General features: G+C 39.9%; 16 protein-coding genes. 13 read left to right on the top strand and 3 right to left on the bottom strand.

What is annotated here, in order from left to right; all coding sequences use genetic code 11:
* Positions 1 to 129: 129 nt before the first annotated feature.
* Together FFM67_RS04905 and FFM67_RS04900 are read right to left on the bottom strand one after the other, a co-directional pair.
* Entirely contained in the window at positions 130 to 993 is an 864-nt protein-coding gene (locus FFM67_RS04905; protein ID WP_137613478.1) for a VOC family protein, read from the bottom strand.
* 17 nt (positions 994 to 1,010) lie between these two features.
* Positions 1,011 to 1,421 (bottom strand): VOC family protein, encoded by a 411-nt coding sequence (locus tag FFM67_RS04900; protein WP_137613477.1) that lies wholly within the window; start codon positions 1,419 to 1,421, stop codon positions 1,011 to 1,013.
* Between the two features lie 145 nt (positions 1,422 to 1,566).
* Here FFM67_RS04900 and FFM67_RS12245 point away from each other — a divergent pair, with 145 nt between their 5' ends.
* The 8 genes from FFM67_RS12245 (at position 1,567) to FFM67_RS04865 (ending at position 9,333) form a co-directional block, all read left to right on the top strand.
* Positions 1,567 to 1,740, top strand: coding sequence for a transcription termination/antitermination protein NusG (locus tag FFM67_RS12245; protein WP_170177988.1), 174 nt, complete (start codon positions 1,567 to 1,569; stop codon positions 1,738 to 1,740).
* A 78-nt stretch (positions 1,741 to 1,818) separates the two neighbouring features.
* Positions 1,819 to 1,995 (top strand): 2-hydroxymuconate tautomerase, encoded by a 177-nt coding sequence (gene thmT / locus FFM67_RS04895; protein WP_071860977.1) that lies wholly within the window; start codon positions 1,819 to 1,821, stop codon positions 1,993 to 1,995.
* 479 nt (positions 1,996 to 2,474) lie between these two features.
* On the top strand, positions 2,475 to 4,421 hold the full coding sequence (gene thrS, locus FFM67_RS04890; RefSeq protein WP_137613476.1) for a threonine--tRNA ligase: 1,947 nt from the start codon (positions 2,475 to 2,477) through the stop codon (positions 4,419 to 4,421).
* Between the two features lie 429 nt (positions 4,422 to 4,850).
* Positions 4,851 to 6,974, top strand: coding sequence for a penicillin-binding transpeptidase domain-containing protein (locus tag FFM67_RS04885; protein ID WP_137613475.1), 2,124 nt, complete (start codon positions 4,851 to 4,853; stop codon positions 6,972 to 6,974).
* A 76-nt stretch (positions 6,975 to 7,050) separates the two neighbouring features.
* Complete coding sequence (locus FFM67_RS04880) at positions 7,051 to 7,524, top strand: glutathione peroxidase (RefSeq protein WP_137613474.1); 474 nt, start codon at positions 7,051 to 7,053, stop codon at positions 7,522 to 7,524.
* Between the two features lie 122 nt (positions 7,525 to 7,646).
* Entirely contained in the window at positions 7,647 to 7,796 is a 150-nt protein-coding gene (gene rpmG / locus FFM67_RS04875; protein WP_010740369.1) for a 50S ribosomal protein L33, read from the top strand.
* A 425-nt stretch (positions 7,797 to 8,221) separates the two neighbouring features.
* The gene (locus tag FFM67_RS04870) at positions 8,222 to 8,605 is read left to right on the top strand and encodes a hypothetical protein (protein WP_137613473.1); all 384 of its coding nucleotides are present in this window, start codon (positions 8,222 to 8,224) and stop codon (positions 8,603 to 8,605) included.
* The gene (locus FFM67_RS04865; protein WP_137613472.1) at positions 8,602 to 9,333 is read left to right on the top strand and encodes a DUF6681 family protein; all 732 of its coding nucleotides are present in this window, start codon (positions 8,602 to 8,604) and stop codon (positions 9,331 to 9,333) included. The genes FFM67_RS04870 and FFM67_RS04865 overlap by 4 nt, the downstream gene beginning before the upstream one ends.
* Positions 9,334 to 9,393: 60 nt before the next feature.
* Here the strand turns inward: FFM67_RS04865 and FFM67_RS04860 are convergent, their stop codons facing one another.
* Entirely contained in the window at positions 9,394 to 10,320 is a 927-nt protein-coding gene (locus FFM67_RS04860) for an ABC transporter substrate-binding protein (protein WP_137613471.1), read from the bottom strand.
* Positions 10,321 to 10,479: 159 nt separating this feature from the next.
* On the opposite strand from FFM67_RS04860, the gene FFM67_RS04855 reads away from it, so the two are divergent.
* From FFM67_RS04855 to FFM67_RS04835, 5 genes are read left to right on the top strand one after another with little or no spacing between them, the layout of a single operon-like run.
* Positions 10,480 to 11,268 carry an ABC transporter ATP-binding protein gene (locus FFM67_RS04855; RefSeq protein ID WP_137613470.1) on the top strand — a complete coding sequence of 263 codons (789 nt, stop codon included), beginning with the start codon at positions 10,480 to 10,482 and terminating at the stop codon, positions 11,266 to 11,268.
* A 3-nt stretch (positions 11,269 to 11,271) separates the two neighbouring features.
* On the top strand, positions 11,272 to 12,255 hold the full coding sequence (locus FFM67_RS04850) for a FecCD family ABC transporter permease (protein ID WP_137613469.1): 984 nt from the start codon (positions 11,272 to 11,274) through the stop codon (positions 12,253 to 12,255).
* Complete coding sequence (locus FFM67_RS04845) at positions 12,252 to 13,232, top strand: FecCD family ABC transporter permease (RefSeq protein WP_137613468.1); 981 nt, start codon at positions 12,252 to 12,254, stop codon at positions 13,230 to 13,232. The genes FFM67_RS04850 and FFM67_RS04845 overlap by 4 nt, the downstream gene beginning before the upstream one ends.
* A 49-nt stretch (positions 13,233 to 13,281) precedes the next feature.
* Complete coding sequence (locus tag FFM67_RS04840; RefSeq protein ID WP_137613467.1) at positions 13,282 to 14,277, top strand: GDSL-type esterase/lipase family protein; 996 nt, start codon at positions 13,282 to 13,284, stop codon at positions 14,275 to 14,277.
* 55 nt (positions 14,278 to 14,332) lie between these two features.
* Positions 14,333 to 14,869, top strand: coding sequence for a 5-formyltetrahydrofolate cyclo-ligase (locus tag FFM67_RS04835; protein WP_137613466.1), 537 nt, complete (start codon positions 14,333 to 14,335; stop codon positions 14,867 to 14,869).

Here is a 14,869-nt window from a genome sequence, read left to right as displayed (position 1 = left end):
AACTGTTTTTAACAGCATAATAGTATAGCACAGAAGGACTGGGAGAAGCAAAAGGCTGAATTGAACAGAAATCAGCAAGAAGAAGGACAATCAGCTAACATTGCTGATTGTCCTTCGTTGTCGCTACTATCAACTGCCATCATGAGCTCGCTGCATCTTAGCAAGATCAATTTTTTTCATTTCATACATTGCCAATGTCGCACGCTTGGATTTTTCCTGATCAGGATCACGAAGCATGTCATCAAGCTGGCTACTTGCTGTTTGCCAATAGACGCCGTATTTATCTTCCATCCAACCGCAAGGCCATTCTTTGCCTTCTTTTGTAATCGCCGCCCAAGCTGCATCAATATCTGCTTGGTCTTTGTAATATAAATAGAATGAATTTGCCATTGAAAAATCAAAAGCTTGTTTCTCGGGTCTATCCATAATAATTAAATCTTGTCCTCGAAGCTGAAAGCCGGCTGCTCGTAAACGTTCTTCTTTTCCTTTGATCATAAAGTTTAGTTTGCCACCAAAAATTTCGATCCATTCATCAATTGCGGCTTGCGCTAAGCCATAATTCTGATTGGCGAACATGATACAAGGGAGGATGGTTTGTAAATTATCCCATAGCCGAACTTGCCAAGAAAATCCGAAGCGATCAGTTGTCCAGCCAAATTTTCCAAGTTCAGGATAATCGGTCAAAGGCATTAACGTTTCACCTGGACTATTCAACCGATCCCAGACAAATTGTAGTTGTTGTTCATTCTCACAATTGACAACATAGGAAATTGCTGGCGTTGGTTTGAATGTATCGTCACCGTTCAATAGCATGATCTCACAGCCAGCCAACTCCAAAGTAATAGTCAGTGTATCTCCAATTTTTCCGTGGTCATCTGTTACATAATAGAAGGTTTCTTTTCTGTGACTATCTTCAAACGTTTCTAAGTAAAATTCTGCAGCTTCTTCAGCATTGTGATCAAACCAAAGACAGCAGCCAAATTGATGCTCCATGATCGTTCATCCTTTCTCTAATAGAGATTGATATGCCACATGACACCGTATTGATCCTTGACCATTCCATATAATTTTGCCCAAAAAGTTTTTTCCAACGGCAACAAAATCGTTCCTTTTTCAGTGAGGCGATTGAAGATTTTCGTTGCTTCTTCAGCAGTGGTGGCATTAAAAACTAAAGCGACATTATTTCCAACGACAATTGGCGGAGCCATCCCTTCTGGACTATCTGAAATCATGACATTTGTATCATTAAGCTTAAGGTTAGCATTCAGAACCAAGTCTTTGAACCGGTCATCTAATGGGTTCTCTTCATCCTGAGGCATTTGCCCAAACGTCATGATTTGAGCGGGCTCGGTTTCAAAAACTTCTTCATAAAACGCAATTGCTTCTTTCGCCTGATTCGTAAAATGTAAATAGATATCCATGTTCCTTCCTCCAGTCTTATTGTTTTACTTTACCATGAAGAAAGGGCTATCAATAATGATTTGACTTTGACGAAGCTTCTGATTGACGAATGGTTTCTTTTTTTTTATGCTTTAGTAAAGTCGAAGAAATGAGGGAGGAATAAAGGTGGAAAAATTTAAATTGGGTGAGAGCGTTACAGTAACTACAGGACCTTTTAAAGGGATTTTTGGTATCATCGTTTTTTATGATACCAAACAAGAAAAATATTTGGTTCGTTTTACAGGGCAACAGCAGCTGTATTTCAGTCCCGATGAGATTATTTTGTGGTCAAAAAAATAGGGCTACGATGATCTCTTATTCTTTATTTAATTGTGTTAAAATTAAGCGAAGTAATAAAAATAAGAGGAGTGATTCAGCATGCCATTTGTACACATCGAATTAGTAGAAGGCAGAACACAAGAACAGTTAACTAAAATGGTGGAAGAAGTAACGGAGGCGGTGTCTAGAACAGCTGGTGCACCCAAGGAAAACATCCATGTCATCATTAATGAAATGCAAAAAGATCGCTATGCGCAAGGCGGTAAGTGGAAATAATAAATGTTGTACTTGCTTTTTAAATCAATAAGTGTTTATAATGTGTTTGTAATTGATTGATGAAGAAAGACACCTGAACTTGAAAGCTGTTTAGCAGAGAGGAAGAGCACGGCTGAAACTTTTCCAGACAAGCGCGAGGGATGACCACTTTCAAAAGACTCCTGTTAAATGCAGGGGCGGACAGCGCCGTTATCGCTTGTGAGGGACAGAAATTCTGTCCAAAGATTAGGTGGAACCACGTTTATTCGTCCTAGTACCGTTACGGTACTAGGACTTTTTTGTTAGTTCTACTTTCAGCTTTCGCCGAATTAGTAGAACGATAGGTATATCAGATCCTGGTTGAAGTTTTCTATTGAAAATCCAACCATTATTACCGATTCCGCTTAGCCGTGGGTATCTAAACGTCACTTGCCTAACAAAAAAACGTGTTTAAGAATCCTTTTTTCTATCAATCAAAACTAATAAGGGGGAACTACAGGATGGTAAAAATTTCATTTCCAGATGGATCAGCAAAAGAATTTGACAATGGTGTGACTGGTTTAGAAATCGCAAAAAGTATTTCTAGCTCATTAGCCAAAAAAGCCTTAGCCGTTGTAGTGAACGGTCAATTAGAAGATTTGAATCGCGGGATTGAAGAAGACGCGGAATTAAAAATCGTCACTGAAAGTGATGAAGAAGCCCTACCATTAATGCGTCATTCAAGCGCTCATTTAATGGCACAAGCGATCCGTCGTTTATTTCCTAACATGCACTTTGGTGTAGGTCCAGCCATTGATTCTGGGTTCTACTATGATACAGATAATGGAGAAGGCGACCAAATCAGTGAAGAAGACTTCCCGGCAATCGAAAAAGAAATGAAGAAGATTGTCAAAGAAAACTTACCGATCGAACGCAAAGTCATGAGCCGCCAAGAAGCGCTAGATTTCTTTAGCTATGATCCTTACAAAGTAGAATTGATTACTGATCTACCAGAAGATGAAGTGATTACAGCCTATACACAAGGTGAATTCACTGACTTATGTCGCGGACCACACGTTCCTTCAACTGGAAAAATCAAAGTCTTCAAATTATTATCAGTAGCGGGCGCTTACTGGCGTGGAAATTCTGATAACCAAATGATGCAACGAATCTATGGAACAGCCTTCTTTAATCAAGCGGATCTAGATCATTTCTTGAAGATGCGTGAAGAAGCCAAAGAACGTGATCACCGTAAATTAGGGAAAGAATTAGATTTATTTATGATCTCACAAGAAGTGGGTTCAGGCTTGCCGTTCTGGTTACCAAAAGGGGCCACTATCCGCCGCGTGATCGAGCGATACATCGTTGATAAAGAAATTTCAATGGGCTATGAACACGTTTATACGCCAGTTCTTGCGGACACTGGCTTGTACAAAACTTCTGGTCACTGGGATCACTACAAGGATGATATGTTCCCAATCATGGATATGGGAGACGGTGAGGAATCATTAGTCTTACGTCCAATGAACTGTCCACATCACATGATGATTTATAAAAATCACATTCACTCATACCGTGAGTTGCCAATTCGTTTAGCTGAACTTGGGATGGACCACCGTTATGAAAAATCTGGTGCTTTGTCTGGGCTACAACGTGTTCGTGAAATGACGATGAATGATGCCCACATCTTTGTTCGACCAGATCAAATCAAAGAAGAATTCCGTCGGACGTTAGACTTAATCTTAGAAGTGTATAAAGACTTTGGTTTTGAAGATTATCGTTTCCGTTTAAGTTACCGTGATCCTGAAAATACTGAAAAATACTTCGATGATGATGAGATGTGGGAAAACTCACAACGGTTATTAAAAGAAGTAATGGATGAATCAGGCTTTGATTACTTTGAAGCAGATGGTGAAGCAGCCTTTTATGGACCTAAATTGGATGTCCAAGTCCAAACAGCCTTAGGAACAGAAGAAACATTGTCTACGATCCAATTTGACTTCCTATTACCTGAACGTTTTGAATTGTCTTACATTGGTGAAGATGGGAAAGAACATCGCCCAGTTGTTGTTCACCGTAGCGTCGTTTCAACCATGGAACGCTTCACTGCCTACTTAATTGAACAATACAAAGGGGCATTCCCAACTTGGTTGGCTCCAGAGCAAGTAGCGATCTTACCGGTATCTCCAGAACACCATGGCGATTATGCCTATGAAGTGAAGGACCGTTTGATGCGCGAAGGCGTTCGAGTGGAAGTGGATGACCGCAATGAAAAACTTGGCTACAAGATTCGTCAAGCACAGACACAAAAAATTCCTTATCTATTAGTTATTGGTGATAAAGAAGTGGAAAGTGCGACAGTCAATGTTCGTCGCTACGGTAGCGAGGACCAAGAAGTTCAAGAATTGAATCTATTCGTTGATGCGATCAAAGACGATATCGATAACATGAGTCGTAACCAAGGTTAATCGTATACGAGACATATGTGATCCGGTGAGGAAACTCATCGGATTTTTTGTGTAGTAATCAGAAGATGACAACGATCATTTAATAGAAGAAAAAAGCCAATTCGTAGTGCGAATTCATTTGTGGAAAACTTTTTAAAGAAAATGCGTCAAACTCGCTTTTTAGAACCCAAAGTTTTCCACAGAAAAATCAGTTGAAGAATGTTTCACGAAAAATTAGTTTTTTGTTAAGTGGAAACGAGGAATTTTAGCGGATTAATTTGTCAAATAAAAAAATTATCATATCGGCGTGAAACACTCTCTGTTTTTTCTCCTATAAAAAGTGATGGAAGTTTTTAAACTATGGTAAAGGTCATACGATTAATCCTTTTTAAAAAACATATTTTCGGCTACAATAAGACAAGTAACTGTCGAAATGGAAGGAACGTATGAATGAAACCAACGAATCCATTAAAAAAATTTTTTGAGAAACTAAAACTCGGGGACGAAAAAGGCCGCAATCAAAATCGAAGTCATATTCCTTTTAGATTGAATTTTTTATTTTTTGTCATCTTTGGACTCTTTGTAATTCTAATCACCCGACTAGGATATTTGCAAATCGTTAATGGTGATAAAATGAAAGCAGAGATGAAGTCTTCTACGACTATTACAGTCAAAGAAAATGCACCTCGTGGGGTAATCTATGATGCAAAAGGGGTCGCGTTGGTCAATAATCAGGCAAACCCGGCGATCACATTTACCCGGAGAAACATGATGGAAGGCAAGGATATTCGTGAGTTGGCAGATAAGCTAAACACGTGGATTAATGTTCCAGCAGATGAAGGATTGACGGCACGAGATAAAAAAGACTATTGGTTAGCAGATCAGAAAAATTTGGAGACTGCCGAGGAGCGGCTTTCTTTTAAAGAAAAGAATCTAGATACGTCAAATGAATACTTAAAGCTGGTTGATAAAGTAAAAGATAGTGAGATTCAGTTTGATGAGAATCAATTAAAAGCAACGACAATCTTTAAACGGATGAATGCGGCATCGGCTCTTAGCACAGTTTTTGTGAAGAACGAGGGAGTTACCGATGAAGAATTAGCAGTTGTTGCTGAACATGCCGCTGATTTGCCAGGCGTTTCTACTGGTACCGACTGGGATCGCTCTTATAATGATGACTTAGATGGCTCGCTAAAAAGTATTTTAGGAAATATTACGACTGAAAAAGAAGGGCTGCCAGCTGAAGAAGCAGAGGCTCTACTTAAAAAAGGGTACGCTCGAAACGATCGGGTTGGTAAGAGCTATTTAGAAAAACAATACGAAGAACAGTTGCAAGGAAAAAAAGGCGAATACAAAGTAACCTTGAATCAACAAGGCAATATCGAGAAGCAGCAAGAGGTCAAAAAAGGTGAGAAGGGTTCAAATCTTGTCTTGACCATTAATACGGAGTTCCAGAAAAAAGTTGAAGATATTCTACGGAAACATTTTCAAAGTTTAGTTGATAGTGGTGTCGCTAAGTATTCACCAGGTGCGTACGCGGTAGCAATGAATCCGAATACTGGGGAAGTTTATGCTATGACCGGTTTCGAACATGATGTGAATAGCAAGACATTGACGGAAAATACACTAGGCACCATTACGAATTCTTTTGTTCCGGGTTCTGTGGTTAAAGGCGGAACGATTACTGCTGGTTACGAATCAGGAGCAATTAGTGGCAATGATACCTTGATTGATCAACCAATCAAGTTGGGTGGAACATCTCAAAAAAGTTCTATATACAATAAAGTGTTGGGAAATCAAATTCCCCTGAACACTGTCCAAGCTTTGGAAATTTCTTCTAATGCTTACATGATGCAGATTGTCTTGCGGATGTTAGGTGTACAATATCAATACGATATGACGTTGCCGGAAATTGCCTCATCTAAAGAAATGTATGAAAAATTACGAAAAGGGCTTGCGGAATATGGCATGGGCGTGAAGACTCAGATTGACTTGCCGAATGAATCACCTGGTTTAGTGAATGATCAATTTGGTACAGATCAAGCCCCCGGTGCAGGGAATCTACTAGATTTATCGTTTGGTCAGTATGATACGTATACACCAATGCAATTAGCCCAATATGCGGCGACAGTCGCTAATGGTGGGACGAGAATCTCACCTCACGTAGTCAAAGGAATTTATGGAAACAATGACAGTGGTGGCTTAGGTTCACTACAACAAGAGATTACAGGTAAGAAATTGAATCAAGTAAATATCACGCCTGAGCAAATGAGTATTATTCGAGAAGGCTTTTATCAAGCGGTCCATGGCACAAATCCTTATACCACTGCCAGAGATCTTGCTTCAGCTAAGTTAGATCCCGCAGCAAAGACAGGGACAGCTGAGACAGTTCCAGATGGACATCCAGATGTGAATACGATCAACAGTAATCTTGTCGCTTACGCACCTCATGATAAACCGCAGATCGCGATTAGTGTGATGCTGCCGAACTTAGACGAAGACCACGATGATACTAATAAAGCAATTGCGAAAGACATAATAGATGCGTTTGCTGATACTTATGGCGTACAATAAACTAAGAAGCTTAGCTTCTTAGTTTTTTTTTACGATTGAACAAATCGTGTAAACATAATAGTTAGGAGTGGAAATAATGTCAGTATATGACTTTGAGGTAAAACAAACAGATGGAACAGAAAAAGAACTTTCGGATTATCAAGGAGATGTCTTGTTGATTGTCAATACAGCAACAGGCTGCGGTTTTACACCACAATATGAAGGACTGCAAAATTTATACGACGATTATAACGAGCGCGGATTTGAAATTCTAGACTTTCCATGCAATCAATTCGGCAATCAAGCTCCCGGCAGCAATGTGGAAGTTGCAGAATTTTGCCAATTAAAATACCATACGACTTTTCAAACTTTTGGTAAGATCGATGTCAACGGTGAAAATGAAGCCCCATTGTACGCCTACTTAAAGAGTGCGCAAGGTGGTTTACTTAACAAAGCAATTAAATGGAATTTCACCAAATTTTTGGTAGATCGCCAAGGAAACGTGGTAAAACGCTACGGATCGCAAACAAAGCCAGAAAGTATTGCTGCTGATATTGAGGCGCTATTGTAAAACGTCAAGTAGAACTACTTAACAAAATTGGTAAAAAGACTAGTCAAAGAATTCAAAACATGATATGATATCAAAGTCTGAGAATTATCTTGGAAAACTGGTTATATTAGGGAGGGAAAATCATGCGCGTAAACATCACTTTAGAATGTACTTCTTGTAAAGAACGTAACTACCTAACAAACAAAAACAAACGTAACAACCCTGATCGTTTGGAAAAAATGAAATATTGCCCACGCGAACGTAAAGTTACTTTGCATAAAGAAGTAAAATAATCGCCTTATAAAGCCAGTGATCATCCAACGATCACTGGCTTTTTTTGTCAGTTATGCTTTCTGCGGTATCTGTAGTTTGAAAACTAAAATATGCTGATTTTACTAGTAGGAATAGGGCTGTTTAGCATAATGATACGTCGCAGAAAAAAGAATAAATTTTGTCAAAATTTACAGTTCTTTTAGTCGGAGTTGGCTGCGAGTTTTTCTTCCTACTCAGCGGGCTAGAAAAATCGTATGCGAAATGAGGATGAGATTACTTTTTTAAAAAAAGTAATCTCTTTATACACATTAATGTTGAAGTTTTCTGCCATATTCTGGCTATTTTTAAAATCTACATAAAAACTTCATAGAATCCTAAATAAAAGCTAACTTTCTAGTGGTAAAACTAGTTACAAAATAGAATTAGAATAGAAAGGAAGGTTCAGATGCGTAAAGTTCCACCCATTTTAAAACCCATTGCTTTGCTGACGCTATCCATTTTGATTGCGACAACGACTGGAATTTTAAATAATTCTAGTTATCGTCAGACGAAAGCAACGCCAACTACTGAATCGACCACACAAGAACCAACTGCCAGTTCTTCAGAGAATCAGACAGTGACGACTCCTGAAACAAGTTCTACTATTCAACAGACACCGAATACGATAGAAGAACAGCCAGCAGAAACTAGTCAAGACGAAAACAGTCCGACCACTAGTGAGATTTCTTCGTCAATACCTCCATCATCGACAGAAGTTTCACAAACTGAACCAACGCAACAACCAGCAGAGGCACCCGCTGCTGTGCCAGAAACGAGTGATAATCAATGACCTTACTTTTAGATATTATCAATGGATTAAATAAATTTTTAGGCTTTTTAGACATTAGTCCAAAATATTCAAATCGGGCCTATACGCTTTTGAGTATTCTTCCGACGGTGTATATTTTGCGAATTGTTTATGGGCTGTGGCTAAACCATAATTATTTACAATTAGCTATTTATAGTTTGGTTTTTCTGATATTGGTCTATTTCTTTGTATTGAATTTCTTTTATTACTTTTTGGACAAAAATGTAAAGGCGGATATTACACAATTATTTGTCAAATACTTGCCAGATGATGCTTTTAATATTCAAAATGAACAGCCTAAAAGGGCAAAAAAAGTTTTCGAACAAGCAGAAGAAGTTTCTGTGGATTTCGTAGAAGATTATCAGTTGAGGTTGGCGGAAGACGTTCAGGAATTGATTGCAGGAGGAGAATTGACTACACGAGATCTGACTAAAGAGGAAGGCTTTTTGATTGAGGAAAACACACTGTACCCTTATTACTATGTGAAGCAAATTGCCTCTCAGCACTATCAGTTGCAAATTGGAAAAAATTATCGCGAGTTAGAAACCATTGGAACGATTCAACCTAAAGAAGCCTTGAAGCCGATCGGATTGTTTATTGTTGGCGGTGATTTTGTTAAAGATGGGGTTCGTTATCATGAGCCTTATCGGTTAAAATTTCTAGTTAAGAAAGAAGAGGCGACCACTAGAAGTCGCCGCAGAAAAAAATAATGCCGACTGATTGGAGATTTCGCCAAACAAGCAAAGTCTCCGATCAGGTCGGCATTTTTATTATTTTAAGACATCACGGATATTTTCGACCATTTTGGTATAGGCAATTGGTCCGTTGTATAGCCAGCTTGATTGATTATCAAATTCAAATAGATGATTGTTTTTAACAGCTGGAATATTGCTCCATAGTGGATCTTTAAACATCGCAGCACCCGTGTCGCTATTAACTAAGAAAATGTAATCCGCATCAAGTTGTGACAGACTTTCCAATGAGACTTGCGAGAAGTCGGCGGTTGCTTTTTTGCTGATGTCTTTAGTCAGCTGAGGGACTTCGAAACCTAGTTCGTGATAAAGTAACTGGCCGCTAGAACGATTGTCAGCCACCATAAAGGCTGAGTTATTAGTCACCCATAAAACAACGGCAGATTTACCATCTATTTTGTCTTTATATTCTTTTTTAGTTTGATCGACTAATTGGTCGTACTCTTTTTCAACTTTTTTTGCTTGATCTTCTTTGTCAAAAACCTTACCAATGTCTTCTAGTTGGTCACGCCAAGTCACGTTTTCACCGTTTTTAACAACATAAGTTGGCGCAATTTTTTTGTATTCTTTATACTTTCCGCCTTCAAGTGTGCCGTTGGAACCAATGAGTAATAGATCCGGTTCAAATTTTAACACGTCTTCGTATGGCAGGTCATAGTTGATTGTTGGAACACCTTTTAATTTGTCTTGCAAATAGTGTTGAATCTTGCCTTCTCCGACAGTCCATTGAGCCACGGGCTTTTCATCCAGGGCAACTAAATAATCCTCTAAGTAGGAAGCGATGACACGTTTTGGTTTTTGGGGGATCTCGACTTTGTGATCTTGTGCGTCAGTCAGGGTACGCATATCTTTATTTGTATCATTACTTGGACTGCTTTGCCCACAAGCAGCCAAGCTGAATAATGCCAACATTGAAGCGGTACCTAAAATAATTTTTTTGAACATAAAAAAACTCCTTCAAGTTTAATTGAGAAATATTCTCAATTGCTATTATTACCGAAAGCTGTGAAGGTGTCAACAATGATTTTTCTCTCATAGATAGTTGACGTTGATGAAAAAGAGCGTCATAATTGAGAACGATTATCAAAGAAATGAGGAAGGTCAATGACCAAATTAAATACGACTGATCTTTCAATCGGCTATGAAAAAAAAATAGTTGTGAATGATATAACGGTGGAGATTCCTGCTGGAAAAATTACCAGCTTGATTGGACCAAATGGCAGCGGCAAGTCTACTTTTCTAAAGGCCTTGGCGCGTATTCTCGAACCCGCCAAAGGAGAAGTATTGATCGATAACGAAAATGTACAGCGCTTAGATACCAAAGCTGTTGCACAAAAAATTGCTTCTTTGTCGCAAGGAAGTTCACCAGTCAGTGGCTTGACCGTGGCGGAAATTGTCGCCTATGGTCGTTATCCATATCAAAAAGGTTTTTCTGGATTGAAAGAGCCGGATCGCCAGCTGATTCGCTGGGCATTGGAGGCGACAAATTTAACAAAGCTGCAAGATCGGACGTTGACTACCTTGTCAGGCGGACAACAACAACGTGTTTGGATCGCGATGGCTTTGGCACAAGATACGGATATTTTGATTTTGGATGAGCCAATCACTTTTTTAGATCCGGCCCATCAATTAGAAATTTTGGAATTATTGCAAACAATCAATCGACAAGGCAAGACAATCTTAATGACGATCCATGATTTGAATCACGCTTCACGCTTTTCTGATTATTTATTAGGAATGAAGCAAGGTGAGTTGATTTTCCAGGGCCCGCCAAAAGAAATTTTTACTGCAGAGAAGTTGTTGAATCTTTTTGATATCCAAGCGACTTTTGCAACGCTGCCGAATAGTGATAAGCCGATTGTCATGGCTTATGATTTAGTGAAGGAGCAGTAAGAGATGAGAAAACGGAGAATTTTTTTCGTGCTTGTGATTGTTTTGCTTTTCATTGCGATGCTCTTTTCTTTACGTTATGGTGCGGTGACTAGTAAATGGTCAGATGTTACGCAGGCGTTGTTGCAATTTGATCCTAGTAATCAGGGGGAACAGTTGGTTCGGTACTTACGCGTTCCACGGATGTTTAGTGCAGTGCTTGTCGGTGCCGGCTTTGCGATTTCTGGTGCATTGATGCAAGGGATCACGTCAAATCCAATCGCAGATTCTGGACTGTTAGGGATCAACTCTGGCGCCGGTTTAGGATTGGCCTTAGTTTTTGCACTGAATGGGAATCCTTCGCCAACTGCTGGAATAATGGGTTCTTTATTAGGCGCGTTGGTTGCAATCCTTTTGATTTATCTCGTTTCGACGAGAGTCTCATTTGGACTTTCGCCCGTTCGCATTGTTTTGTTGGGTGCGGCGTTAAGTGCCTTCTTTGCATCTATTAGTCAAAGTATCAGTTTGATCTTTAATTTGAATCAAAATATCACTTTTTGGTTTATCGGTGGCACTGGGAATGTTTCAATGGAGCAGTTAAAAACCGTTTTTCCATTGATTTTAGTTGGTATTTTAGGAGCTTGTTTAATTAGTCCTCAGGTAACGTTGTTAAGTTTGGGAGATGAAACGGCGATTGCACTGGGAAAAAAACCAAACAGGATTCGTCAATGGAGCATGCTGTTTGTCTTACTTTTAGCAGGGACCTCAGTAGCCTTAGTTGGGACGATTGGTTTTGTTGGGTTGATTGTTCCCCATGTGGTTCGTTTTTTTGTTGGACATGATTATCGTTATGTGATTCCGGCTTCGGGTATTTTTGGTGCCTTATTTTTTTCGGTAGCCGATATTGCTTCTCGCTTGGTAGCACCTCCTTTGGAAACACCAGCTGGAGTTATTATTACCATTATTGGTGTACCATTTTTACTTTTACAAATTAGGAAGGGAAGCTTATGAGAAAAAAAATCGGCTGGTTCAGCTTACTTTTCTTACTTATAATTGGGATTACGTTGAGTTTGACGGTAGGAACGATTCCGCTTTCGCTCAAAGATCTAATGGATGTTTTCCAACAAAATGCGAGTGCCAGTAAAGAATTGATTGTCTTTAATTTTCGCTTTCCTCGATTGCTTGTCTCATTGTTGGCAGGTGCAGGCTTAGCTGTTTCAGGTTATTTGTTCCAAACCGTTACCCACAATGATTTGGCTGATCCAGGAATTCTCGGTATCAACGCCGGCGCGGGACTAACAGTGTTGATCTATTTAGGTTTCTTTGCTCGTGGAGAAAATAGTTGGTACTTACCATTGATCGCGTGTGTCGGTAGTTGTGGAGCGACTTGTTTAGTTTATTATTTTGGACGTCAAGCAGAGCGGATCACGCCGAATCGTTTATTATTAGCCGGTGTGGCAGTCAATGCGGGTATCTCGGCTTTGACCTTGATTGCAACGATTCGTGTGTCAAAAGATAATTATCAATTTGTGACTGCTTGGCTTGCCGGAACGATTTGGGGAACGACGTGGCAACATGTCTTTCTATTATTGCCGTGGCTCATCTGTTTGATTCCGGCCGTCTTATTGCGCGGTCGTGCGTTAGAAGTGTTGGAGTTGGGGGATGAAATAGCTGTTGGTTTAGGCGTGAGGTTGAAACGCACGCAATTATTTATTTTGATTTGTGCAGTTTGTTTAGCAGCAGCTAGCGTTTCAATCGCCGGTAGTATTAGTTTTGTCGGATTGATTGCCCCTCACATCGCGCGCCAGTTCACAGGAAAGAAGAACAATCAGACGTTGGCAATGACAGCTTTAATCGGTGGGATTTTATTGTTATTCAGTGATATTTTAGCTCGAGTAATTTTACCTAGCGGCGAAATGGCAGCAGGGATCATCGTCTCATTGATCGGTGCGCCGTATTTTATTTTACAGTTGTTGAAAAAGAGTTAGCTGTCGACGCGGATTATACAGAAAAAGGCCACGAACAGGGGGAAAGCCAATGGTCTGGACAACGATTTGGAGTCATGCTCAGCGTGGGATTGCTCGCTATGCTTCTTCAACAAGCGGAACGATCCAATTAATGATGCGGCAAATTGTGCCGGCAAAAAAAATTCGTTTGGTTTTTGCGAATGAATATGGTGGAAAAATTCAGCACATCCAAAACCTTTCTTTTAAAACAAAGGACCAGATACAAAAGTTTCCTGATTTTTCTATCCAGCCAGCGGAGGTTTTTAAAACAACGGCGATTAGGATTGATCCATCGGCAAAAAAATGGCAGCTATCCTTTCAAACAGATTCATGTGAAAGCGGCTTTGCCTTTAATGATGCGGATTTTTTCCCAAGTGCTCAGACCGCCGTTTTTTGCTCTGGCCTAACAGCGATTGAAGCTGAAATTGATGGGAAGTGTATCATCGCTTTAGGCGATTCACTGACCGAAGGAGCTACTTGGACAGCCCCGCTGCAACGACAGTTACGGAAACAATCAACTTTTTTGGTGAATCAAGGGGTCAACGGTAGTTACTTACTCCATGCCGGTAGTGACCAGCCCGCCTCAAAGCCCTCAGAGTATTTCTACGGCTTTGACAGCTTGACACGCTTAAGGCATTGTCTGAAAAGTCATAGTAACGTTAGTAAGGTGATTTTATTTTTTGGCACCAACGATTTGATCGAAGGCCAGCTGACGTTAGAAAATTTTCAAGTTAAAATCAAGGAATTGATCGCTGTTTGTCAGGAGCAAAAAATTGACTATCAATTGTGCACTCTAGCACCTTGTTTAGGTTATCCGGGAATGGATGGAGAAAAAGAATGCTTACGACAAAAAATTAATCAGTGGCTGAGAAGTGAATCCACTGAGTTGTGGGATTCTGCGGCAATGGTGGAGGAACAAGGAAAATTAAAGCCAGTCTTCGATAGTGGCGATCATTTACATTTTAATGCCGCAGCTGGTTTGACGATCGCGCGTCAAATTTCTAGTGATTTCGTTAAAGGGGAGTAATCCTCTTTTTATTTTGGGTGGATTTTGTTAGTATTTCTGATAAGAAGGTGAAGGAATGGAGAAAAAGAAATTACGTCAGCTTGCGATTCAGCGTCTGACAGCGTTAGTCAATAGCGACGAGCGACAAACACAGGTAAATAGTATTTTAACGCAATTATATTTGAGCTCGTTTTGGCAAGAAGCGACTAGCATCGGTGTAACTATGGCAACCGATTTTGAATTTCCAACATCTGAATTGATTCAAGCGGCTATAGCAGCTGGGAAAAAAGTGGCAGTCCCTAAATCGTTACCAAAAGGTGAAATGGTTTTTCATTGGATCGATCCTGAGACCCCGTTTTATATGACGAAGTTTGGAGTGGAAGAACCAGTTGTTGAAAACATCGCTGTCTCAACAGAACTGGATCTTTTGATCGTTCCCGGCTTAATCTATAATCACGCAGGTTTTAGGATTGGTTTTGGCGGCGGCTATTATGATCGCTATTTGGCGAATTATCAAGGAAAAACAGCGAGTTTAGTTTTCAAGGAACAATTGGTAGAAGAGTGGGCGATTGAACCCTTCGATCAACCGATCCAGCAATTATTTCTTGCTTAG

It is taken from the genome of Enterococcus viikkiensis (assembly GCF_005405345.1).
Classification (GTDB): domain Bacteria; phylum Bacillota; class Bacilli; order Lactobacillales; family Enterococcaceae; genus Enterococcus_A; species Enterococcus_A viikkiensis.
Note: the sequence above shows the minus strand (reverse complement) of the source record. Positions and strands in the feature narration are given on the sequence as shown.

Excerpts from the sequence above, each read along its gene's own strand:
- FFM67_RS04905 (WP_137613478.1), bottom strand. The coding sequence starts at position 993 with ATGGAGCATCAATTTGGCTGCTGTCTTTGGTTTGATCACAATGCTGAA.
- FFM67_RS04900 (WP_137613477.1), bottom strand. The coding sequence starts at position 1,421 with ATGGATATCTATTTACATTTTACGAATCAGGCGAAAGAAGCAATTGCG.
- thmT (WP_071860977.1), top strand. The coding sequence starts at position 1,819 with ATGCCATTTGTACACATCGAATTAGTAGAAGGCAGAACACAAGAACAG.
- thrS (WP_137613476.1), top strand. The coding sequence starts at position 2,475 with ATGGTAAAAATTTCATTTCCAGATGGATCAGCAAAAGAATTTGACAAT.
- FFM67_RS04885 (WP_137613475.1), top strand. The coding sequence starts at position 4,851 with ATGAAACCAACGAATCCATTAAAAAAATTTTTTGAGAAACTAAAACTC.
- FFM67_RS04880 (WP_137613474.1), top strand. The coding sequence starts at position 7,051 with ATGTCAGTATATGACTTTGAGGTAAAACAAACAGATGGAACAGAAAAA.
- rpmG (WP_010740369.1), top strand. The coding sequence starts at position 7,647 with ATGCGCGTAAACATCACTTTAGAATGTACTTCTTGTAAAGAACGTAAC.
- FFM67_RS04870 (WP_137613473.1), top strand. The coding sequence starts at position 8,222 with ATGCGTAAAGTTCCACCCATTTTAAAACCCATTGCTTTGCTGACGCTA.
- FFM67_RS04865 (WP_137613472.1), top strand. The coding sequence starts at position 8,602 with ATGACCTTACTTTTAGATATTATCAATGGATTAAATAAATTTTTAGGC.
- FFM67_RS04860 (WP_137613471.1), bottom strand. The coding sequence starts at position 10,320 with ATGTTCAAAAAAATTATTTTAGGTACCGCTTCAATGTTGGCATTATTC.
- FFM67_RS04855 (WP_137613470.1), top strand. The coding sequence starts at position 10,480 with ATGACCAAATTAAATACGACTGATCTTTCAATCGGCTATGAAAAAAAA.
- FFM67_RS04850 (WP_137613469.1), top strand. The coding sequence starts at position 11,272 with ATGAGAAAACGGAGAATTTTTTTCGTGCTTGTGATTGTTTTGCTTTTC.
- FFM67_RS04845 (WP_137613468.1), top strand. The coding sequence starts at position 12,252 with ATGAGAAAAAAAATCGGCTGGTTCAGCTTACTTTTCTTACTTATAATT.
- FFM67_RS04840 (WP_137613467.1), top strand. The coding sequence starts at position 13,282 with ATGGTCTGGACAACGATTTGGAGTCATGCTCAGCGTGGGATTGCTCGC.
- FFM67_RS04835 (WP_137613466.1), top strand. The coding sequence starts at position 14,333 with ATGGAGAAAAAGAAATTACGTCAGCTTGCGATTCAGCGTCTGACAGCG.